At 45.3% G+C, this 20,559-nt stretch carries 25 protein-coding genes; 15 read left to right on the plus strand and 10 right to left on the minus strand.

Annotated features, from left to right (window positions below; genetic code table 11):
• Positions 1-22 precede the first annotated feature (22 nt).
• Positions 23-1,747, plus strand: a complete 1,725-nt coding sequence (locus MHH82_RS39215; protein ID WP_021481718.1) for a pyruvate oxidase — start codon at positions 23-25, stop codon at positions 1,745-1,747.
• A gap of 56 nt (positions 1,748-1,803) precedes the next feature.
• Here the strand turns inward: MHH82_RS39215 and MHH82_RS39220 are convergent, their stop codons facing one another.
• The 5 genes from MHH82_RS39220 to MHH82_RS39240 form a co-directional block, all read right to left on the minus strand.
• Positions 1,804-1,941, minus strand: a complete 138-nt coding sequence (locus tag MHH82_RS39220) for a hypothetical protein (protein ID WP_050496044.1) — start codon at positions 1,939-1,941, stop codon at positions 1,804-1,806.
• Between the two features lie 28 nt (positions 1,942-1,969).
• On the minus strand, positions 1,970-2,236 hold the full coding sequence (locus tag MHH82_RS39225) for a hypothetical protein (protein WP_009966591.1): 267 nt from the start codon (positions 2,234-2,236) through the stop codon (positions 1,970-1,972).
• A gap of 103 nt (positions 2,237-2,339) precedes the next feature.
• Positions 2,340-3,617: an Nramp family divalent metal transporter gene (locus tag MHH82_RS39230; protein WP_032680356.1), complete on the minus strand. Its 1,278-nt coding sequence runs from the start codon at positions 3,615-3,617 to the stop codon at positions 2,340-2,342.
• 229 nt (positions 3,618-3,846) lie between these two features.
• The gene (locus tag MHH82_RS39235) at positions 3,847-4,104 is read right to left on the minus strand and encodes a GlsB/YeaQ/YmgE family stress response membrane protein (RefSeq protein ID WP_003246519.1); all 258 of its coding nucleotides are present in this window, start codon (positions 4,102-4,104) and stop codon (positions 3,847-3,849) included.
• 77 nt (positions 4,105-4,181) lie between these two features.
• Positions 4,182-4,634, minus strand: coding sequence for a DUF2188 domain-containing protein (locus MHH82_RS39240; RefSeq protein ID WP_003246574.1), 453 nt, complete (start codon positions 4,632-4,634; stop codon positions 4,182-4,184).
• A gap of 117 nt (positions 4,635-4,751) precedes the next feature.
• Here MHH82_RS39240 and MHH82_RS39245 point away from each other — a divergent pair, with 117 nt between their 5' ends.
• From MHH82_RS39245 to MHH82_RS39260, 4 genes are all read left to right on the plus strand, one after another.
• A complete protein-coding gene (locus MHH82_RS39245; RefSeq protein ID WP_015715265.1) occupies positions 4,752-5,570 on the plus strand; it encodes an EcsC family protein in 819 nt (272 codons plus the stop codon).
• 128 nt (positions 5,571-5,698) lie between these two features.
• Positions 5,699-6,070 carry a glucose starvation-inducible protein GsiB gene (gene gsiB / locus MHH82_RS39250; protein WP_003225126.1) on the plus strand — a complete coding sequence of 124 codons (372 nt, stop codon included), beginning with the start codon at positions 5,699-5,701 and terminating at the stop codon, positions 6,068-6,070.
• A 131-nt stretch (positions 6,071-6,201) separates the two neighbouring features.
• Positions 6,202-6,543 carry a cupin domain-containing protein gene (locus tag MHH82_RS39255; RefSeq protein WP_038827758.1) on the plus strand — a complete coding sequence of 114 codons (342 nt, stop codon included), beginning with the start codon at positions 6,202-6,204 and terminating at the stop codon, positions 6,541-6,543.
• Positions 6,537-6,896 carry a YdbC family protein gene (locus MHH82_RS39260; protein WP_070548590.1) on the plus strand — a complete coding sequence of 120 codons (360 nt, stop codon included), beginning with the start codon at positions 6,537-6,539 and terminating at the stop codon, positions 6,894-6,896. The genes MHH82_RS39255 and MHH82_RS39260 overlap by 7 nt, the downstream gene beginning before the upstream one ends.
• Before the next feature lie 36 nt (positions 6,897-6,932).
• Here MHH82_RS39260 and MHH82_RS39265 read toward each other — a convergent pair whose 3' ends face one another.
• Positions 6,933-7,754: a manganese catalase family protein gene (locus MHH82_RS39265; RefSeq protein WP_015715268.1), complete on the minus strand. Its 822-nt coding sequence runs from the start codon at positions 7,752-7,754 to the stop codon at positions 6,933-6,935.
• Positions 7,755-7,838: 84 nt separating this feature from the next.
• Entirely contained in the window at positions 7,839-8,891 is a 1,053-nt protein-coding gene (gene dctB / locus MHH82_RS39270) for a C4-dicarboxylate TRAP transporter substrate-binding protein DctB (RefSeq protein ID WP_072175529.1), read from the minus strand.
• A 69-nt stretch (positions 8,892-8,960) separates the two neighbouring features.
• Here dctB and dctS point away from each other — a divergent pair, with 69 nt between their 5' ends.
• The 8 genes from dctS to MHH82_RS39310 all read left to right on the plus strand — a co-directional run bounded on the left by dctS (position 8,961) and on the right by MHH82_RS39310 (position 17,485).
• Positions 8,961-10,568, plus strand: coding sequence for a two-component system sensor histidine kinase DctS (gene dctS / locus MHH82_RS39275; protein WP_003234348.1), 1,608 nt, complete (start codon positions 8,961-8,963; stop codon positions 10,566-10,568).
• The gene (gene dctR, locus MHH82_RS39280) at positions 10,558-11,238 is read left to right on the plus strand and encodes a two-component system response regulator DctR (protein WP_003234347.1); all 681 of its coding nucleotides are present in this window, start codon (positions 10,558-10,560) and stop codon (positions 11,236-11,238) included. Before dctS ends, dctR begins: the two co-directional genes overlap by 11 nt.
• A 120-nt stretch (positions 11,239-11,358) precedes the next feature.
• Positions 11,359-12,624 (plus strand): C4-dicarboxylate transporter DctP, encoded by a 1,266-nt coding sequence (gene dctP, locus MHH82_RS39285; RefSeq protein ID WP_015715270.1) that lies wholly within the window; start codon positions 11,359-11,361, stop codon positions 12,622-12,624.
• Between the two features lie 147 nt (positions 12,625-12,771).
• The gene (locus tag MHH82_RS39290; RefSeq protein WP_038827763.1) at positions 12,772-13,824 is read left to right on the plus strand and encodes an AI-2E family transporter; all 1,053 of its coding nucleotides are present in this window, start codon (positions 12,772-12,774) and stop codon (positions 13,822-13,824) included.
• Positions 13,825-14,095: 271 nt separating this feature from the next.
• The gene (locus tag MHH82_RS39295; RefSeq protein ID WP_072175530.1) at positions 14,096-15,022 is read left to right on the plus strand and encodes an ABC transporter ATP-binding protein; all 927 of its coding nucleotides are present in this window, start codon (positions 14,096-14,098) and stop codon (positions 15,020-15,022) included.
• Positions 15,015-15,782, plus strand: a complete 768-nt coding sequence (locus MHH82_RS39300) for an ABC transporter permease (RefSeq protein WP_015715273.1) — start codon at positions 15,015-15,017, stop codon at positions 15,780-15,782. Before MHH82_RS39295 ends, MHH82_RS39300 begins: the two co-directional genes overlap by 8 nt.
• Positions 15,783-15,876: 94 nt before the next feature.
• Positions 15,877-16,212 (plus strand): hypothetical protein, encoded by a 336-nt coding sequence (locus tag MHH82_RS39305; RefSeq protein ID WP_003225151.1) that lies wholly within the window; start codon positions 15,877-15,879, stop codon positions 16,210-16,212.
• Positions 16,213-16,339: 127 nt separating this feature from the next.
• On the plus strand, positions 16,340-17,485 hold the full coding sequence (locus MHH82_RS39310; protein WP_015715274.1) for an acyl-CoA dehydrogenase family protein: 1,146 nt from the start codon (positions 16,340-16,342) through the stop codon (positions 17,483-17,485).
• Positions 17,486-17,508: 23 nt separating this feature from the next.
• Here the strand turns inward: MHH82_RS39310 and fbpB are convergent, their stop codons facing one another.
• A complete protein-coding gene (fbpB, locus tag MHH82_RS39315; protein ID WP_010886410.1) occupies positions 17,509-17,688 on the minus strand; it encodes a Fur-regulated basic protein FbpB in 180 nt (59 codons plus the stop codon).
• A complete protein-coding gene (locus tag MHH82_RS39320) occupies positions 17,642-17,806 on the minus strand; it encodes a Fur-regulated basic protein FbpA (RefSeq protein ID WP_003225157.1) in 165 nt (54 codons plus the stop codon). The genes fbpB and MHH82_RS39320 overlap by 47 nt, the downstream gene beginning before the upstream one ends.
• A gap of 246 nt (positions 17,807-18,052) precedes the next feature.
• Here MHH82_RS39320 and MHH82_RS39325 point away from each other — a divergent pair, with 246 nt between their 5' ends.
• Positions 18,053-18,925: a cation diffusion facilitator family transporter gene (locus MHH82_RS39325; protein ID WP_072175531.1), complete on the plus strand. Its 873-nt coding sequence runs from the start codon at positions 18,053-18,055 to the stop codon at positions 18,923-18,925.
• A gap of 14 nt (positions 18,926-18,939) precedes the next feature.
• Here MHH82_RS39325 and MHH82_RS39330 read toward each other — a convergent pair whose 3' ends face one another.
• Complete coding sequence (locus tag MHH82_RS39330; RefSeq protein ID WP_003234326.1) at positions 18,940-19,260, minus strand: thioredoxin family protein; 321 nt, start codon at positions 19,258-19,260, stop codon at positions 18,940-18,942.
• A gap of 153 nt (positions 19,261-19,413) precedes the next feature.
• Here MHH82_RS39330 and MHH82_RS39335 point away from each other — a divergent pair, with 153 nt between their 5' ends.
• Complete coding sequence (locus MHH82_RS39335; RefSeq protein ID WP_014475870.1) at positions 19,414-20,499, plus strand: D-alanine--D-alanine ligase; 1,086 nt, start codon at positions 19,414-19,416, stop codon at positions 20,497-20,499.
• The last annotated feature ends 60 nt before the right edge of the window (positions 20,500-20,559 follow it).

A 20,559-nucleotide genomic window follows, 5' to 3' on the forward strand; every position in this document is an offset into this window, starting at 1 on the left:
AAAGGAAAAAGGAGGATACGTTATGGCACATAAAACTGCAGGACAAGTAATGACAGAGCTGCTTGAGCAATGGGGAGTTGATCATGTATACGGCATCCCCGGAGACAGTATAAATGAGTTTATTGAAGAATTAAGACACGAAAGAAATCAACTGAAGTTCATTCAAACCCGCCACGAAGAGGTAGCGGCACTGGCAGCCGCAGCTGAAGCAAAACTCACCGGCAAGATCGGAGTCTGTCTGTCAATCGCAGGGCCGGGAGCGGTGCACTTATTAAATGGTTTATATGATGCAAAAGCGGACGGCGCCCCTGTGCTGGCGATTGCAGGACAGGTTTCTTCTGGCGAAGTCGGACGGGACTATTTCCAGGAGATTAAGCTGGAGCAAATGTTTGAGGACGTGGCTGTGTTCAACAGAGAGGTACATAGCGCAGAATCACTTCCGGATCTCTTAAATCAGGCGATCAGGACCGCCTACAGCAAAAAAGGCGTTGCGGTATTGAGCGTGTCAGATGATTTGTTTGCGGAGAAAATCAAACGGGAGCCCGTGTATACTTCACCGGTGTATATTGAAGGGAACCTTGAACCGAAAAAAGAACAGCTCGTCACCTGCGCCCAATATATTAATAACGCTAAGAAACCGATTATCCTGGCAGGGCAGGGAATGAAAAAGGCGAAACGGGAGCTCTTAGAATTTGCGGACAAAGCCGCCGCTCCGATCGTTGTTACACTCCCGGCAAAAGGTGTCGTTCCCGATAAGCACCCGCATTTTCTCGGCAACCTCGGGCAGATCGGAACAAAGCCGGCTTACGAGGCAATGGAGGAATGTGATTTATTAATCATGCTCGGAACATCATTCCCGTACCGTGATTATTTGCCTGATGACACGCCGGCAATCCAGCTCGATTCAGACCCGGCAAAAATCGGAAAACGGTATCCGGTGACAGCGGGCCTTGTCTGCGATTCGGCTCTCGGTCTGCGCGAATTGACAGAGTATATTGAACGCAAGGAAGACAGAAGATTCCTGAATGCCTGCACAGAACATATGCAGCATTGGTGGAACGAAATTGAAAAAGATGAGACAGAGGCAACAACACCGCTTAAACCTCAGCAGGTCGTGGCCCGTCTTCAGGAAGCGGCAGCTGATGATGCGGTGCTCTCTGTCGATGTCGGCACTGTGACAGTCTGGATGGCGCGTCATTTCAAAATGAACGCGAACCAGGATTTCATCGTCTCCAGCTGGCTTGCGACAATGGGCTGCGGCCTGCCGGGAGCGATCGCCGCAAGCTTGTCCGAACCGGAACGCCAGGCGATCGCTGTCTGTGGTGACGGGGGATTTTCCATGGTCATGCAGGATCTTCCGACCGCTGTCAAATATAAGCTCCCGATCACAGTCGTCATTTTAAACAACGAAAATCTTGGTATGATTGAGTACGAGCAGCAGGTCAAAGGCAATATCGACTATGTCACAAAACTTCAAAATGTCGACTATGCCGCATTTGCAGAAAGCTGCGGAGCAAAGGGCATCAAAGTGACTAAAGCGGAAGAGCTTGCGCCGGCATTCCATGAGGCGCTGCACTCTGACCAACCTGTTGTTGTGGATGTCATGATTGGAAACGAACCGCCGCTTCCTGGCAAAATCACCTACGGGCAGGCGAAAGGCTTTAGCAAGTACATGCTGAAAAACTTCTTCGAAAACCAAAAATTTGAAATGCCGTCACTGAAGAAAAGTTTGAAACGGTTATTCTAAAAAAACAGAGGCCCCAAAAGGCCTCTGTTTTTTGTTGGAAACAAACGTATTTTCAGCTATAACATGTTTGAATTCATAAAATGATCGGTGTATGTATTAGGAACTGATTTCGCCATACTCGAAACAGACAAAAGGACAAATGCATCTTGTTTCAAAGGAAGATGCATTTGTCCTTGCATGCTTATTCTTATCAAATCTTACAGAACTCTTCTCATTATAAGCTTATTTCTCTTTTTTCTTCAGCCCGAAGAAGAAAGGGAAAGCAGAACCGACCAAGAAGGTGCCGAACAAAAACATGCCGCCGATAAACACGTGGAAATTCGTGTGTCCGGCTGTAAACGCCGTGATTAAGGAAATGATACTGAGCACGATCATGGCAATGCCGGGCGCGACTCTCATTTTTCCCTTGGATTTATGGGCAGCAACAGAACATAAAATGCCGATAACAATAGGAACAATCCACAAATAAAACAGAATAAATACTGACATCATCAAAACTCCGATTTTTCTTCTATCATAACAAATTTCTGTCAAAAAGGGTATCAATGAGCTTTTGCGAAAAAATAAAAACCGGCTTTAGAAGCCGGTTTTTTTATCGAAACGTATCTACAATTAAAAACACATTCAAAGCAACGATCAATACAGCAATCAGCCAAGACACCACTGTGACCCATTTGGCGTTGATCAGAGATCCCATGATCCGTTTATTGCTTGTAAACATAATAAGCGGAATGAGGGCAAAGGCGATCCCGAAGGACAGCACGACCTGGCTCAGTACGAGAGCGGTCGTCGGATTAACACCTGACGCGATGATCAAGATCGGCGGAATAATCGTGATAAATCGCCGTACATACAGCGGAATGCGGTAGTTGATAAATCCTTGCATAATCACGTCGCCTGAAAGTGTGCCGACAGACGAACTGGATAGACCGGCAACGAGCAGCCCGATCCCGAATAAAGCCGCAGACATAGGGCTGACAAGATGTCCGAATTGCTGAAATGCGACGTCAAGATCCTCAACAAACAGGCCGTTTTTGAAGAATAATGCAGCAGCCACAATCAGCATACTTGCATTAATAGCCCCTGCAATCAGCATCGCTATTAAAATATCAATAAATTCAAACCTAAAGATTTTTTTTCGTTCTGCATCAGTTTTGCCAACCACCCGCCGCTGTGTAAGGGCAGAGTGTAAATAAATGGCGTGCGGCATAACAGTTGCGCCAAGAATACCCGCTGCAAGAAGCACACTGTCGGTGCCATGAAACGCCGGGACAAAAAGGCCCTTCATCACTGACACGGCATCAGGTTTTGCGAAAAAGGTCTGCAGCGCAAAGGCGATCACGACCACAAACAGCATACCGGCAATACCGGCTTCAAGTGAGCGATAACCGCGGCGCTGAAGCTCCAATATCGCGAAAGAACCGATCGCAGCTATAATAGACGCTTCAAGCATCGGAATGCCGAACAGCAAATACAGTCCCAGAGCCGCTCCGATAAATTCCGCCAGATCAGTTGCGATAATGACCAGCTCGCCTTGAATCCATAATCCGATCGAGACAGGCTTCGGGAATTCTTCACGGGCAACCTCAGGCAAATTTTTGCCTGTCGCAATACCGAGTTTGGCGGATAGGGATTGAATTAAAAGAGCCATGATATTAGAAAATAAGATCACCCATAAGAGCATATATCCGTATTTAGAACCCGCCGAAATATTCGTTGCGAAGTTGCCGGGATCAATATAGGCAATGGCTGCTATAAATGCAGGGCCGAGAAAAGGGAGCAGCCCTCTGAATCCTCTGATTTTCCCGTCAAGCGCATCTTGGACGGCTTTGGAACGGGGAGATTGTGCTGTGATGTCCTTGTTCATCATGTCTCACCTGAATTCTGTTTGTTTTTGCCGTACAACAAAGAGTTTCCTTAAGGCAAATTATTTTATCTACATCATATGACCATCCCGGTTTCTTGTCAACCGAAAATGTTCAAAATACACTTCTGAATTTTTCCCTGTTATGTAACATGATATGTAGGGATTCGGGATAAGGTCCCATATAAAAAGACATCGTTTCAGTTCGAAACGATGCCTTCTGTATCTAATGAGTCTAGGCTTCCTTCCGCAGCCCGCGGAATATAAGGCCCAGCAAGAATACGAAGATGGCTGCCCCGATGATGGCGGGGAAAATAGCAAAGCCGGCGAGGCTCGGTCCCCATGTGCCAAGAAGTCCGTGCCCGATCCAAGCGCCGATCAGCCCGGCAATCATAGAGCCGAAAATTCCTCCCGGCAGCCGGTTTCCTACAATGGCGCTCCCAATTAATCCGATAACAATAGCAACAACTAATGAAACCAAAAAGCTAAGCATCATGATCACCTCTCATAAATGATTTACCAATCAATAACCGCTTCTGATCATTTCGAAACACCTAAAAGCATATTCCTTTATGACCCTGTTTTAATCTTTCTCTGCACACTGCCGTCAGCTAAATGAACAATGACCTCAGTGCCTTTATGCGCCGCGATTTCCTTTGCCCGTTCAATCGCTTCTTTCTTTGTATCCTTGATTTCAGACACGCGTTTGGCGCCCTCGGCTTTGACTGCCCAGCCTTTTTTATGCTTAATAACATGTTCTGCTTTGTTCATGAGCTCGGGCCCGCTGCCACTGCTTGGATCAGCATCGCGTTCTGTCTCATCATCATGCGTCAGGAAATCATCAATTTCATCTGTAGAGGCGTTTTCCGCCCATTCCTTCGCTTTGCTTGTCGCAATTGGAATCGCGCGCCCTTCCTCATAGCCTTCATCAATCATCGCATTCGCAATGTCTATCGCCTTTTTTCTCACCGGCTTCTCAAGATTTTTTAATGAAGCAGGATAATCCTTCATCGACCAAGGCATGTCCATCACTCCTTTTCCTTTTATAAAAATGGTACCCGCAGGTGAAAAATAAAAACGCATCCGAAAAAATGAAGGTATACTATATAGTAGAAAAAACGGAAGGGAAGTGCGGGTTGGGTGCCAACAGAACGAAAAGAAGACTTACATCAGCAATTAAAAGAGATAGAGAAATGGGAAAAAGATCAGCAAAAAGTCTGGTTTTGGGAAAAGCTCAGCCGTCTCCCGTTTCAACTGCTGGACAAGCTGACACCAGAATTCATCCAGAAAAAGATCGGCAAGCTCTTGGATGAGGTCGGCAGCTTTGTTCAAACAGGCGGACAGTACCTGACATCTGAAAAACAGATTATCAGGATGTTTCAAAAGAAACTGCCGGGGGAGATCTTTGAATCGCTGGAGGACATCCGGAAAGCTCCTCTTCCTGTCATGGATGAAATTGCGGAAGGAATGGGCAAAAACAGAACCAACGCAGCAACCGTTCAAGGCGCGACAACCGGTGTGGGCGGCGTGTTTACGCTGGCGGCAGACATTCCGGCAGTGCTTGGCTTATCACTAAAAACATTACAGGATATCGCAGTCGCATACGGCTATGACCCAAAGGAGAAAAAAGAACGCGTCTTCATTGTGAAATGCCTGCAGCTGACGTCGGCTGATGTTGTCGGCAAAAGATCGATTTTGCAGGAATTAAAACACTACGATCAAGACCGTACATATAAGAATGTCGCTTCTCAAATCCAAGGCTGGCGAGAAGTCGTTTTGGGCTATCGAGACACGTTTGGCTGGAAAAAACTTTTCCAGATGGTGCCGGTTGCCGGAATGGTTTTTGGCGCCGCTGCCAATCGCTCAACATTAAACGACATTACCGAGACAGGCATGATGCTGTACAAAAAGAGGCGCATTCTTGAACGACTGAAAGAAACAGAACGAGAGATGGAATAGCAGAAAGCAGACGGACACCGCGATCCGCCTGCTTTTTTTAGTGGAAACATACCCAATGTGTTTTGTTTGTTTAAAAGAATTGTGAGCGGGAATACAACAACCAACACCAATTAAAGGAGGAATTCAAAATGGCAGACGATAACAAAATGAGCAGAGAAGAAGCAGGTAGAAAAGGCGGAGAAACAACAAGCAAGAACCATGACAAAGAATTCTATCAAGAGATTGGTCAAAAAGGCGGAGAAGCCACTAGCAAAAACCATGACAAAGAATTCTATCAAGAAATCGGCGAAAAAGGCGGAGAAGCCACTAGCAAGAACCATGACAAAGAGTTCTATCAAGAAATCGGTGAAAAAGGCGGAGAAGCCACTAGCGAAAATCATGATAAAGAATTCTATCAAGAAATCGGCCGAAAAGGCGGAGAGGCAACAAGCAAAAATCATGATAAAGAATTCTACCAAGAAATCGGCTCAAAAGGCGGAAACGCCCGCAACAACGACTAATCAAAAGCATAAAGGCAGACAACCTGTAAATAAAAAAGCGATCCGGCACATCAGCTGGATCGCTTTTTTTTGGAATCTTCTCAATTTATGCCGCTATTGAGATACAATAAGTGAAAAAGGGGTTTTCGCTAATGTCCAAGATACAAAACTTGCTCGCCATCGCAAATGAAGTCAAAGAAAAGCACGCCAATTTTTCAATCTCAGAGGTCAACGACCACTGCGTGCGCATTGCGGTGTTTACGGGAGAATATGACTGGCACCATCACCCTGACTCAGACGAATTGTTTATTGTTCTTGAAGGGGAGCTGCTGATCGATTTTAAGGACAAAGAAACCGCGGTGCTCAAAGCAAATGACAGCCTGCTGATCCTGAAAGGCACGGTTCACCGCACACGCTCTTACGTCAGAACGGTAAATCTCTGTGTGGAGCATAAACAAGCCGAAACCGTCATCATAGAGGAGCAGCCATGCTAATCAAAAAGATGATATGTGAAGTAGACGCTGCAAACGCTGAAGCATTTGCAAAAGCGCAGTCACAGTGGGGAGCATTATCGCATATAAGCGGCTTTATCAAACAGGCCGGCGGCTGGCGAAAAACGATAGACGAGCCGCTCACCGCAGAAATCATCAGTGTATGGGAAAACAGAGAAGCCTATGATCATTTTATGGAGAACGAACATGACAGCATATACGAGGAAAACGATCAGAAGGCTGTAATTCTTTCGATAGAGGTGACGGTGTACGAAGAGGATAAACCGTTCGTTCACGATCTGTTACATAACCCTGATATCCGGTACGAACCAGACTGGACGGTTCTGAAGGCATAATCAAAGCCCAAAACATCATGTTTTGGGCTTGTCTCTTTACTCGCGTCCCGGAAGTGTATTATGAACAAAAGGCGGTGCTGGTTTTAACTCCGGTTTTTCTCCAAACGTTTTTGCTTCTTTCACATATTCAAAGGCTTCTCCGTCCGGCGCTTTTTCATTCAGCCAGTTTTGCTCGGCGCTTTCTTCGCCTTCAGAGAAATTGATAAGCTGATGTGAGAACTCTTGTTTTTCGAGCGCTTTCGGGAATGTACCCGGCACAACCGGACCTTCCTGTGCTTCTAATTCTTTAATGGCGGCGAGCCATTGATTTTGGTGCATTGTGTCACGCGCCAGCAGGAAGCTAAGCATATCTTTGACGCCTTTGTCATCCGTCATTTCAAACAGGCGTGCGACCTGCAGACGGCCCTGAGATTCCGCATTCAGGTTGGCGCGGAAGTCTGCCAGCAGGTTTCCGCTTGCTACGATATAACCGCCGCTCCAAGGTACGCCTGTACTGCTTTCCGGCATGGCGCCAAGTCCTGATACAATCGCATGGTGAGGGTTCATGCCGCCTAGGATGGAGCCGATGACCGGATCTTCAGCAGCTTTTTCCTGCTGATCAAGAGGGGCATCCTCAAGAAGTCTGGCAATCATCGTTGCGATCATTTCAACATGCCCGAGCTCCTCAGTTGCCGTATCCATCAGCAAGTCCTTGTATTTTTCATTTCCTCTTGTGTTCCAGCCTTGAAATAAGTACTGCATGGCAACTGAAATTTCTCCGAATTGCCCGCCTAAAATTTCTTGCATTTTTTTAGCGAATAATGGATCTGGACGATCTGGTTTAGCAGGATGCTGCAGCATTTTTGTGTGCTTAAACATGTACCCATCTCCTTTTTCGTTTATCTCTTTTTATATTTCCGATCGATAGAAAGATAAACGAAAAACAGCGTATCGAGATGGGAACTATGAATCTTTTCGCAGCTCCAACAGTTCCCGGATCAGCTCCCGGCCAAAGATGGGCTCATACTGCCGGTAAACAGGGTCAAGACGCTTCATCCATTCTTGTTTCTCTTTATCTGACAGCTCATAAATATGTATAGCAGAATTCTTTTTGATTTCTTCCAGCTGCTCTTTGTTCATTTGTTCGGCATACGTTTCATTCCACTCCGTCGTCTCCTTCATCGCTTCAGTCAAAATGCGTTTTGTTTCTGGTGTTTGCGCCTTCCAGAAGTGTTCATCAGTCATGACAGCGTAGCCGAGGTAACCGTGGCTGCTTATTGTCAAATAGTCCTGAACATTATAAAATTTTTTAGAATAGATGTTTGAAATTGTATTTTCTTCGCCATCGACTACATTGTTTTCTAACAGCTGAAAGGTAGAATTGAAGGATTCCTGATGAGGTGTTGCGCCAAGCAGCTTGAACTGATCCTCAATCACATCGCTTTGCATAATGCGCAGATCCTGCCCTTTTAAATCATCCGGTGTTTTGACCGGCCCTTGATTTGTTGTGATTTGCTTAAAGCCGTTCGTCCAATAGGCCAGTCCTTTTAATTGGTTTTTCTTTAGAGAATCAAAGAGCTGTGTGCCGATGCTTCCGTTCAGCCCTTTTTTGACGGCGTTGTAATCTGTAAATGCATACGGCAGATCAAGCACTCCCCATTCAGGCGAGAGCATGCCGAGCTTCGATGTGGAGGGGGCGATAAATTGAACATCGCCGTTTTGCAATGCTTCAATTTCTTCAATGTCCGAGTACAGGCTTCCATTCGGAAATACTTCTATTTTTATTTTCCCGCCTGATTTTTCGTTCACCAGATCAGCGAATTTATTGGCGGCCAGCCCTTTTGGCGTATTTTCAGCAACCACGTGGCTGAATTTAAACATGATTTGATCCTGCAGGCCTTCCTGGTCGTCATCATAAACAATCTTTTTATTGCCGGTATGATCATGGAATCCGATAAATAAAGCGGTTGCAATTCCAGCGATCATCAGTGCGAGACATGCAAGCAAACTCTTCATGAAAAGCCCTCCCCTATGTTAAGGATAATGGGGGCAATGACATTCGTAAAGACCTGAAAGGAGAAGCTGATGAACAAAAAGAAGCTCTCAATCCGTTGGAAAATCACGATCTTATCCTATATACTCGTCATTTTCTCCTTTTTGATCGGCGGCATTGTGCTCATCGGCAACATTCAGCATACAGAGGAGCGGGAGCTGAAAAAGCGGCTGATGAATACGGCCCGGACGGTGTCAGAGATGACAGAAGTGAAAGAAGCCTTGGCGCGAAAAAAACAAACAGAAGCTGTTCGCCATGCGGTTGAAGAAATCAGGATGATTAATGAAGCAGACTATATTGTCGTCATGGATATGAATCACATCCGATATACGCATCCTGTCAGCACAAGCATTGGCAAGAAATCAGAAGGTGCAGACGAGGAGGCAGCTTTTGCGGAGCACATTTATTTCTCTGAAGCAAAGGGCGAGATCGGCACGGCGGTTCGCGCTTTTTATCCGGTTAAGGATCAAGACCTGAACCAAATAGGCGTGGTGCTTGTCGGAAAAACGCTGCCGGGTATCGCTGACATCCTGCTTCATTTAAAGCGTGATATTGCCTTTATCGTTGTGCTGACACTCGGCTTTGGCCTTGCTGGTTCCTTTTTGCTGGCCCGCCATATCAAAAAACAAATGTTTCAGCTTGAACCCCATGAGATTGTCCGAATGTATGAAGAACGGACAGCGACGTTTCACTCGATGAATGAAGGGGTGATCGCTATTGACAATCGGCTCGTCATTACGATTTTCAATGAAAAAGCGAAACAGATCTTTGAAGTGCAGGGGGATCTGATCGGCAAGGTGATTTGGGAGGTTCTCAAGGATTCGCGCCTGCCCGAAATCGTGGAGCGGAACAAAGCGGTTTATAATGAAGAAATTCGTGTCAGCGGAAAAGTCATCATGAGCAGCAGAATTCCGATCGTCATGAAGAAAAAAGTGATCGGCGCCGTTGCGATTTTTCAGGACAGAACGGAAGCGGCCAAGATGGCAGAGGAATTGACTGGTGTCAGAAACTTTGTGGAGGCGCTCCGTGTCCAAAACCATGAGCATATGAATAAGCTGCACACGATCGCCGGTCTCATCCAGCTGGGGAAATCTGAAAAAGCCTTGCAGCTTGCATTCCAGGCGTCAACTGAGCAGGAAAATGTGACTGAATTTCTGCACCGCTCGATTCAAAATGACGCTGCGGCAGGCCTTCTATTAAGTAAAATCAGAAGGGGAAGAGAGCTCGGCATTGCTGTTCATATAGATGAAAACAGCAGTCTTCAGCAATTTCCCGAGCATGTTGATCAGCATGATATTGTCGTGCTTTTGGGGAATCTGATTGAAAATGCCTTCGGCTCATTTGAAACCGTTCAATCTGAAGACAAACGAATTGACATTAGTATCGAACAAACAGATGATATCCTTGCTATTTTAATAGAAGATAACGGCTGCGGAATTGAACCGACACATATGCCTCGCCTTTATGACAAAGGTTTTACGGTCAATAAAACTGGCGGCACAGGCTATGGCCTGTATTTAGTGAAACAAATCATAGACAAAGGATCGGGCACGATAGAAGTTGATTCACATGCGGGGCAGGGGACATCTTTTTCTATCGTTTTTCCAATGAAGGGGGAGGAAGCACAGCATGGCTCGTAAAGAATGGAAGGTTCTGCTCATTGAAGACGATCCGATGGTTCAAGAGGTCAATAAGGATTTCATTACAACTGTTAAAGGCGTTACTGTCTGTGCAACGGCAGGAAACGGAGAGGAAGGCATGAAGCTGATTAAAGAAGAACAGCCGGATCTCGTCATTCTCGATGTGTACATGCCGAAAAAAGACGGCATCAAGACCTTGCAGGAGATCAGAAAGCAAAAGCTTGAAGTGGATGTCATTGTCGTCTCGGCTGCAAAAGACAAGGAAACGATCTCACTCATGCTGCAAAACGGGGCGGTTGACTATATCTTAAAGCCGTTTAAGCTTGAGCGAATGAGACAGGCACTCGAAAAGTACAAGCAATATAAACAAAAAATCGAAGCGAATGATACGCTGTCCCAGGAACAGCTCGATGCGATCCTGAATATTCCGCAGCAGGCCGTACAGGATCTGCCGAAAGGATTAAATCACTTCACGATGAATGAAGTCACTGCTTTTTTGAAACAGCAAACCGCATCCCTTTCTGCTGAAGAGGTTGCCAAGGCGCTCGGTATCGCCAGAGTGACAGCCAGACGATATCTTGATTACTTAGAAAAAACCGGGATCATCAAATTGGACGTTCAATATGGCGGAGTCGGCCGGCCGGTCAACCGCTACGTGTTAAAAGGATAAACCTGAGACCAAAAAGACCAAAATGTCCGTTATGATCATAAACTTCCCCAGACTGTATGAAAACGCTATCATTCTAGTAAGAAAGACACAAAAGGCGAATAGGACAGGGGGATGAAGGATATGAAACTGTTTAAAAATTTAACAGTTCAGGTCATAACCGCGGTCATCATCGGGGTCATTGTCGGGCTGGTCTGGCCGGATGTCGGCAAAGAAATGAAACCGCTTGGCGATACATTTATCAACGCTGTTAAAATGGTGATCGCACCAATCATTTTCTTCACAATCGTTCTCGGGATTGCAAAAATGGGCGATATGAAGAAGGTTGGAAAAGTAGGGGGAAAAGCGTTTATCTATTTCGAGATTGTCACCACCCTCGCACTCATTATCGGTTTATTTGTCGTCAATATTATGAAGCCGGGTGCAGGTCTTGATTACAGCAAGCTTGAAAAGGGAGATGTATCACAATACACGCAAAATGGCGGTCAGGGAATCGACTGGATTGAATTTATTACACACATTGTTCCGTCCAACATGGTTGATGCCTTCGCAAAAGGGGACATTTTGCAGGTCTTATTCTTTTCTATTCTTTTCGGAGTGGGTCTTGCGGCATTAGGTGAAAAAGGGAAAAGCGTCATTGATTTCTTCGACAAGGTTTCTCACGTTTTTTTCAAAATTATCGGCTACATTATGCGTGCCGCGCCAATCGGGGCATTCGGGGCGATGGCGTATACAATCGGACACTTCGGGCTCGATTCCATCAAACCGCTGGCAAGCTTAATGATGTCTGTTTATATTACGATGTTCCTGTTCGTATTTGTTGCTTTAAATATCATCTGCAAGCTTTACGGATTCAGCCTGTGGAATTACCTTCGCTTCATTAAGGATGAGCTTTTGATCGTGCTTGGCACAAGCTCTTCCGAATCGGTGCTTCCGCGTATGATGGATAAAATGGAGCGCTACGGCTGTTCCAAATCCGTTGTCGGGCTAGTTATTCCGACGGGCTATTCGTTTAACCTCGACGGCACATCCATTTATTTATCAATGGCGACTGTCTTTTTGGCACAGGTGTTTGGAGTAGACCTCAGCATCGGCCAGCAAATTACGATTATCCTCGTTCTGATGCTGACATCGAAGGGAGCGGCAGGTGTGACGGGAAGCGGATTTATCGTCCTTGCCTCAACGCTGTCAGCGCTGCAGGTCATTCCGCTGGAGGGGCTTGCACTCCTGCTCGGGGTCGACCGTTTCATGAGTGAAGGAAGAGCCATTGTGAACCTGATCGGAAACGGAATCGCCACGATCATTGTTGCCAAAAGCGAAAATGAATTTGATGAAGCAAAAAGCGTAGAGGCTGTTGAAGGCATGAAAAAAATGAAAACAGCAGTCTGAAAAAAAACGGCCCATCCATGGGGCCGTTTTTTTAATTGTTTAAGAATTATTAAGGTAAGGACAGAGACCTCAGCATTTTTTTGTTATATAATTTACAAATGGATACTATATTGAATGAAGGACGTTTGTCCTAACAGGAGTGTATAAATGGCCGCTTTAGTTAAATTTTTTCAGCACCCGGGAGTAAGGCGTTTCTCCATCTTTGTCGTGTTAACTGGTGTGTTATATCTATTTAAGAGCATGATCAACTTAATATTGCTTACCTTCATTTTCACATTTCTAATGGATCGTTTGGAGCTTGTCGTGCGGCAGTTTGTAAGCCAGTTCTTCCGCGTGAGCCAGCGGGTTGTCATTACGTTTCTTTACATGTTGCTGGCTGTGCTGCTTACAGTCGGGGGCTTTGTGTTTTATCCGGTCGTCGCGGCGCAGATCCAGCAGCTGGTAAAGCAGATTAAACATATTGCGTATCATCCTGACAGCATCCCTTTCTTTGATGAGATCACCAGTGTCTTCGGAGATATTAACATCAGTTCATATGTCAAAGAGGGCTTCAATGTAGTGTATACGTATCTGGCCGATATCAGCACATTCGGCTTGCAGGTCGTGATGGCGCTCATTCTTAGCATGTTTTTCTTATTTGAGAAAAAACGGCTTTCTGAATTCATGGCGAAATTTAAAACGAGCAAACTTAGGGTCTTTTATGAGGAGATTGCTTTTTTCGGAAGCAAATTTGCAAGAACGTTCGGCAAGGTGCTCGAGGCTCAATTTATCATTGCGCTCGTCAACTGTATTCTGACGTTTATCGCGCTTTGGATTATGCATTTTCCGCAGCTGTTTGGGCTTTCGATTATGGTGTTCTTCCTTGGATTGATCCCTGTAGCAGGCGTCGTCATTTCCCTGATTCCGCTCAGCATTATCGCCTACAGCACTGGCGGTGGAATGTATGTGCTCTACATTGTCCTTGTCATATTCGCCATTCATGCGATCGAAACATATTTCTTAAATCCGAAGCTGATGTCGGCGAAAACAGAGCTGCCAATCTTTTTCACCTTCACAGTACTTATTTTCTCTGAACACTTTTTCGGCATTTGGGGGTTGATTATCGGGATTCCGATCTTTGTGTTTCTCCTTGATATTCTGGATGTCACCAACAAGGAAGATAGGTCTAAAGGACCCCGAGAGAATAGCGATAAAGTTTAAAATCGAATAATGAGTGTGCCTCGATCTGCCGGCCTGCCTGTTCAGGGCATGGAATTAAGACTCGGAATCGGAGCTTGGCATTGCTTCGCACAGTGGTGAACACAACAGGTGACAATGCCTGTCATCATTACAGAAACTGAAAAGAACAAACAGTCGGAGTAAACGCTCATCATCGGTTTAACCAAACATTTGGAAGCAACAAATGCTATAATACAAACAGTGCCTAATGTTGGGCACTGTTTATTTTTTGTCGAAAAAGGAGGAAGGCTTTATGGCTGAGCCGATTTTACATATTGAAGGTCTCGATAAAAAGATTGGGTCTAAACAGATTTTAAAACAGATCAGCATGGACGTCATGGAGGGTGAAATCATCGGCCTTCTCGGTCCAAATGGTTCCGGAAAAACAACACTCATCCGTATTATCGTCGGGCTGCTGAAACAAAACAGCGGAAGCGTGACAATCAGCGGATTCCAGCATGATACAGAGTTTGAAAAAGCGATGGGAGCGGTTGGAGCGATTGTTGAGAACCCTGAGTTCTATCCGTACCTGACAGGCTGGGAAAACCTCAAGCACTTTGCGAATATGCACAAAAAAATAGCGGATGAACGGCTTGATGAAGTGGTGGAACGTGTCGGGCTGACGTCAGCGATTCATGATAAGGTGAAAACCTATTCCCTTGGGATGCGCCAGCGTCTTGGAATCGCCCAGGCAATTCTTCACCGGCCGAAGCTTCTTATTCTAGATGAACCGACAAACGGCCTCGATCCTGCGGGGATGAAGGATTTTCGCGATCATATTAAGGAGCTCGCAGAAATGGAAGGAACAGCTGTCCTGTTCGCCACTCATTTATTGCGCGAGGTTGAAGACTTGTGCGACCGTGTCATCATCATTCAAAAAGGTGAGATCAAAGCGGAAGTCAGCTTACAAGGAACTGATCAAACCACAGAAAAAGCGATTATAGAAGTGCAGCCGCAAGAAAAAGCGCTCAATTGGCTGACAGGCAATCAATATCAAGCTGAGAGCCAAGACGGGACGATTGTAGTTGAGGTGGCAAAAGAAAACATACCGGAGCTGAACCGATCACTTGTCGGACAAGGGCTGAATGTATTTTCCATTACGCCTTACACGCAATCACTGGAAGACGAATTTATAAAAGCGACGACCGCTCATCAAGAGGAGGGAGAAGAGCTTGTCTAAATTAATTTGGAATGAACATATGAAACTTTTTAATCGGAAGGTCACTTTGGTTTCCCTTATCCTGATGGCTGTCTTTCAATTCTTCATGGCTTTGATCATTAAACGGATTGTCATCAGTGCCGGAACAGATGAAAACTTCATCGGCTATTTATCGTATACACCGAGCCTGAACATTTTGCTGCAGGCTTTAACGATCGTAATTGCAGCAACAATTGTTTCGATGGAATTTGATAAAAAGACGATCAAATTTTTGCTCATTCGTCCGGTTAAACGCCAAAAGGTCTTTTGGTCAAAATTAATCACAGTCGTGATGGTCAGCTTCTATTTGTATCTGGCATACTACATTCTGGCATTATTATTCGGTCTTGTGTTTTTTGGCACATCGGTGACTGCGGAATCAAAGACATTGCTGGTCAACACCTTGGCGCTGATCGGGTCAAACTGGCTTGAAGCTGTAATGATGGGATTATTCGGGCTGCTTTGTTCTTCGCTGTTCCGCAACAGCGCGGTAGCAGTTGTTGTTTCTTTTGTCGTTTTATACGGAGCGAGTACACTTGTTCAGCTCATGAAGTTGTTTGAAAACAAGTGGGGCAGCTTTTTGCTTTTTGCGAACACTGACTTTACGCAATACAGAAGCGGAGAGACAGCGTTGTTTTCAGGCATGACGCCATTGTTTTCAATTGGAATTCTCATCATACATGCCATATTCTTCATCGTTGTTGGCTGGTGGTGCTTCTGTAAACGGGATGTTCGGGTCTAAAGGCAAGGAATGACATTTTTGTGAAAAAGCTCACGTAAATCAATATCATTTGATATTTTGGTTTATACTAAAGGTACTGACGGAGGTGTCTCGATTGAGGAACTTTATTACCGCTTTACCGATCGTATTGCTGCTTGGATTCTCATTTGTGTCATTCATGTTTCAGTTTGAACATCTTGTTTATTTCAGGCTCGCGCTTGGGTTGTTTTCTCTCGTGGGACTGTACATGATATATAAAATGAAGACGGGCATCCGCTATTTTATCATCTATCTGTATGCCAGCTGGATTGTGTTGGCCGCAGTGACCGCTTTTGAAGAGCCGATTTTCTCAAGCTTTTTCTTTGGCGGCCTGGTGATGACGATGGGTTACCTGACATATATGCTGATTTATCTCGGCATGAAACAAGACCGGGATGCAAATCCTGTGTAATCGCGCTGTTCCCTTGGGGAACGGCGTGTTTTTCTATACTGGGCAAAAGGTTAACAGTTGCGGAAAAATGGCAGGAAATCTATAATACATATTAAATTTATCGGAATTAAAACTGGGGGGCTGCCGGATGTCATTATTTATACAAAACGATCAACAGCGGCAATGGATGGAGAAAATCGGACGGATTGCGGATGAATTTCAGCAAACAGCTGCTGAAGATGACGAACAGGGACGTTTTCCTGCAGAGAAAATACAAAAACTGCGTGATGCTGGGTATACAGCATTAACATTGCCGGCATCTCATGGCGGAGGGGGCATTTCTGTTTACGATATGCTCTTGTTTCAAGAACGGCTTGCACGGGGAGATGCTCCGACGGCTCTTAGCATCGGCTGGCATTTGAGCGTGATCGGGGAGCTTGGAGAAGGCAACAGCTGGGATGAAGACGTATTTGCATTTGTTGCCAAGGAAGTCCAAAACGGAGCCGTCATTAACAGGGCGGCGACTGAAGCGAAAACCGGAAGCCCGACAAGAGGAGGGCGTCCCGGTACACACGCCGTCAAAAAGGATGGCAAATGGGCAGTGAACGGGAGAAAAACCTTTACGACGATGTCACAAGCTCTGGATTATTTTTTAGTAACCGCATGGATTGAGGACAAACAAACAACAGGCGTGTTTCTCATTCATAAAGATGATCCCGGCTTGTCGATTGAAGAGACGTGGGATATGATGGCGATGCGGGCGACTGGGAGCCATGACCTTGTACTGAACGAAGTAATGCTTGATGAGAATAAGCTGGTGGAACTGCTTCAAGGGCCTCGTGGAGCTAAGCCCAATGGCTGGCTGCTTCACATTCCTGCGATTTATCTTGGTGTGGCTCAAGCTGCTCGTGACTATGCAGTGCAATTTGCATCTGAGTATTCTCCAAACAGCTTGAATGGACCGATCAAGAATGTCCCGGCCGTACAGCAAAGAACAGGCGAAATGGAGCTTGAACTGCTCAATGCCAGACACTTTCTTTTCCATATCGCTCAATTGTATGACGATCCGGAGCGGCGTCCACACTTGACCAGCGAGCTCGGTGCGGCGAAACATATCGTCACAAACGCTGCGCTGTCTGTTGTTGATAAAGCGATGAGAATTGTCGGGGCCAAAAGCCTGGAACGAACCAACCCGCTTCAGCGCTATTACCGTGATGTGCGCGCCGGTCTTCACAACCCGCCGATGGATGACGCCGTGATACACAAGCTGGCAGCTGAAGCATTTGAGTCATAAAAAAAGAGCCTTACCGGCTCTTTTTATGTATTGTTTTGCTCTTGCAGATTTTTTTGATGCTTGCGGTCAATTCTGTCATAAATAACGTTCATCAGCTTTGGATTGCCCATAATCGCCTCTTTGTTTTCCTGGATCAGCTGTTGGTAAGTTTTCACTTTACGCTTCGGCATGCTCCGGCGCCCTCCTGACATGTTTGTATTCACTTTCTAACTCCGTCAGCGACAATTCATACAGATGACGCTTTGACTTTTTGTATATACCATTCTGTATTAACAGATGAATGAGCTGTTTTTTTCTGATTTCTGCAGACTGAGGTGTCATTGTGTCACCAACCTCCAATCAAACGATATTGATAATCATTATCAATTAACTTCAGTATACAATGTCCGCAATAGCCTGTAAAGATGAAAAGAGTCCTATTCTTGGCCAATTTACAAACATTCAACAAATCGACAAAAAGTTTCCCGGGCAATAATTTGCTGTCGAAATATTCCGCTTCATTGAACGCACCCTGCTATTTTTCATGTTTTGAACCATACTATGTAATAGAATGGAGGCTGGTATTCAATGGAGCGGACAGAAAATCTGAAAAAGGGAGAAAAAGGGGCGCTCCTCAATATTTTTGCATATGTCATCCTTGCTGTTGTAAAGCTAGTTATCGGGATTCTATATCATTCTGAAGCGCTGAGAGCAGACGGGTTAAATAATGGAACAGATATTGTTGCGTCAGTAGCGGTGCTGATAGGATTGCGGATTTCTCAAAGACCGGCAGACAGCGATCATCCATACGGCCATTATCGGGCTGAAACAATTTCGTCTCTTGTTGCGTCTTTTATTATGATGGCAGTCGGCATTGAAGTGTTAATCGGCGGAGGAAAAGCGATTGCGGGCGGCACAACGGAAACGCCAAATCTTATCGCGGCATGGACGGCGTTAGGCAGTGCTGTGTTTATGTATGGCATCTATTTATATAACAAAAGGCTGGCAGTGTCCATTAAAAGCTCTGCCCTGATGGCAGCGGCAAAGGACAGCAGGTCAGACGCTTTTGTAAGTGCCGGCGCGTTTATCGGTGTTTTTTCGTCCCAGCTGAAGCTGCCGTGGATTGATCCGGTAACGGCTTTTATCATCGGCATCATCATTTGCAAAACTGCGTGGGATATCTTTAAAGACGCTTCACATTCCTTAACAGACGGCTTCCATTTAAAAGATCTTGAGCCTTACAAACAGACCGTCGGCAGGATCGAAAATGTGCATCGCCTAAAGGATGTGAAAGCGAGGTATTTAGGCAGTACAGTTCATATCGAGATGGTCATTACGGTTGATCCGAAGCTTACAGTAGAAGAAGGCCATGGAGTGGCGGATGAAGTAGAAGACAAAATAAAACATGAACACGATGTCACTCATGTTCATGTTCATGTAGAGCCTGACGACATAAAATAAGGCTGTTTAACGAATTAGCTTATATGTTCAGATAAAAATTCAGTCACTTCTTCAGGCGTTTTGGCATTGGCGCTGTGAAGGTGAGCTGTTTTTTCACCGTTCTTGAAAATAAGCAGGCTGGGAATGCCCATTACTTGGTATTTTTCAGCCAGGTCAGGAAGCTCGTCCTTATTCAGCTCATACCAATCGTTTTGGTTGTACTCTTCCAAAATATCGCCGATGAACATATTCATGCGTGTGCAGTCTGGGCACCAATCAGCATAAAACTTTACAATGATTTCTTTATCGGATTGAATCAGTTCATTAAATTGTTCGTTTGTTGTGATTTTTTTCATATGTCACATCTCCTTTTCAATGCCATTTTAATATAAAATAAAAAGGAATTACATACAAATGCATTCAACATCAGCATGCCCAAAAATAATTAGATCATTTTCCGGTGAAAATGATAAGATAGTAAAGATGAATTGTAGTGGGGGGAGTATCCATTGAAAACAAGTCTAGGATTAGTGTACGGAGGAAAGTCGGCAGAACATAATGTTTCCCTGCAGACAGCTCTGGCTGTAATCAAAGCGCTAAATACTGAGAAGTTTGATATACATCCGATTTATATAACAGAAAAAGGCGAATGGGTTAGAGGCGCCCGTTTAACTGAACCTGTTTCAAACGTGAAAATGCTTCAATTTGAGCAAGGAGGCAGTGCTTTTTCTCCAGCTGCCCTGAACCAGGAGATGTTTCCGCAGGAAGCGTCACAGCAAAATGAAGCCATCGACGTCGTATTCCCGCTCCTCCACGGACCGAACGGAGAAGACGGTACGATCCAGGGAATGCTCGAGCTGTTGAACATTCCTTATGTCGGCAACGGAGTGCTTGCTTCCTCAGCTGGCATGGATAAAGTTGTCATGAAACATTTATTTGCGCAGGCCGGCCTTGCTCAGGCTAAATACGCAGCTTTCCTTAAGAAAGACTGGACTCGTTCTCCGAAAGAAAGCTGTGAGCAGGTTGAACAGGAATTAGGCTACCCTTGCTTCGTAAAACCGGCGAACCTCGGCTCAAGTGTCGGAATCAGCAAATGCCGAAACCGTGAAGAACTGCAAAAAGCGTTTGAGCTTGCTTTCCAATATGATCGTAAAGTCGTCGTTGAAGAAGGAATTAACGGCCGCGAGATTGAGATCGGCGTTCTTGGAAATGATGATCCTAAATGCTCTGTTGTGGGAGAAATCGCACCGAAGACAGATTTCTACGATTACAAAGCGAAATATGAGGATGGAGATACTGATCTGATGATTCCGGCGATTGTGACTGATGAGGAATACGCAACAATCAGTGATATGGCGATCAAAGCGTTTAAAGCGATCGACGGTTCAGGACTCGTCAGAGCGGACTTTTTCCTGACAGCTGACGGCGAAGTTCTAATCAATGAAGTCAACACAATGCCTGGCTTTACACCTTTCAGCATGTTCCCGCTGCTCTGGAAAGAAGCCGGAGTGGAATATGCTGACCTGATTGAACAGCTTGTGGAGCTTGCAAAAGAACGCCACGCTGAAAAACAGTTGATTAAGCATACATTCTAATGAAGAAGGACACTGCCGGTAAAAGGGCAGTGTTTTTTCCCGTATATACAAAAGAAAGAG

The organism is Bacillus sp. FSL K6-6540 (genome assembly GCF_038007545.1).

Coding starts and splice junctions, on each gene's coding strand:
- MHH82_RS39325 (WP_072175531.1), top strand. CDS start 18,053: ATGGAGCGGACAGAAAATCTGAAAAAGGGAGAAAAAGGGGCGCTCCTC.
- MHH82_RS39260 (WP_070548590.1), top strand. CDS start 6,537: ATGCTAATCAAAAAGATGATATGTGAAGTAGACGCTGCAAACGCTGAA.
- MHH82_RS39290 (WP_038827763.1), top strand. CDS start 12,772: ATGGCCGCTTTAGTTAAATTTTTTCAGCACCCGGGAGTAAGGCGTTTC.
- MHH82_RS39265 (WP_015715268.1), bottom strand. CDS start 7,754: ATGTTTAAGCACACAAAAATGCTGCAGCATCCTGCTAAACCAGATCGT.
- MHH82_RS39320 (WP_003225157.1), bottom strand. CDS start 17,806: ATGACACCTCAGTCTGCAGAAATCAGAAAAAAACAGCTCATTCATCTG.
- MHH82_RS39235 (WP_003246519.1), bottom strand. CDS start 4,104: ATGCTTAGCTTTTTGGTTTCATTAGTTGTTGCTATTGTTATCGGATTA.
- MHH82_RS39215 (WP_021481718.1), top strand. CDS start 23: ATGGCACATAAAACTGCAGGACAAGTAATGACAGAGCTGCTTGAGCAA.
- MHH82_RS39230 (WP_032680356.1), bottom strand. CDS start 3,617: ATGATGAACAAGGACATCACAGCACAATCTCCCCGTTCCAAAGCCGTC.
- MHH82_RS39310 (WP_015715274.1), top strand. CDS start 16,340: ATGTCATTATTTATACAAAACGATCAACAGCGGCAATGGATGGAGAAA.
- MHH82_RS39255 (WP_038827758.1), top strand. CDS start 6,202: ATGTCCAAGATACAAAACTTGCTCGCCATCGCAAATGAAGTCAAAGAA.
- MHH82_RS39295 (WP_072175530.1), top strand. CDS start 14,096: ATGGCTGAGCCGATTTTACATATTGAAGGTCTCGATAAAAAGATTGGG.
- MHH82_RS39240 (WP_003246574.1), bottom strand. CDS start 4,634: ATGCCTTGGTCGATGAAGGATTATCCTGCTTCATTAAAAAATCTTGAG.
- MHH82_RS39225 (WP_009966591.1), bottom strand. CDS start 2,236: ATGTCAGTATTTATTCTGTTTTATTTGTGGATTGTTCCTATTGTTATC.
- dctR (WP_003234347.1), top strand. CDS start 10,558: ATGGCTCGTAAAGAATGGAAGGTTCTGCTCATTGAAGACGATCCGATG.
- MHH82_RS39330 (WP_003234326.1), bottom strand. CDS start 19,260: ATGAAAAAAATCACAACAAACGAACAATTTAATGAACTGATTCAATCC.
- dctP (WP_015715270.1), top strand. CDS start 11,359: ATGAAACTGTTTAAAAATTTAACAGTTCAGGTCATAACCGCGGTCATC.
- dctB (WP_072175529.1), bottom strand. CDS start 8,891: ATGAAGAGTTTGCTTGCATGTCTCGCACTGATGATCGCTGGAATTGCA.
- gsiB (WP_003225126.1), top strand. CDS start 5,699: ATGGCAGACGATAACAAAATGAGCAGAGAAGAAGCAGGTAGAAAAGGC.
- dctS (WP_003234348.1), top strand. CDS start 8,961: ATGAACAAAAAGAAGCTCTCAATCCGTTGGAAAATCACGATCTTATCC.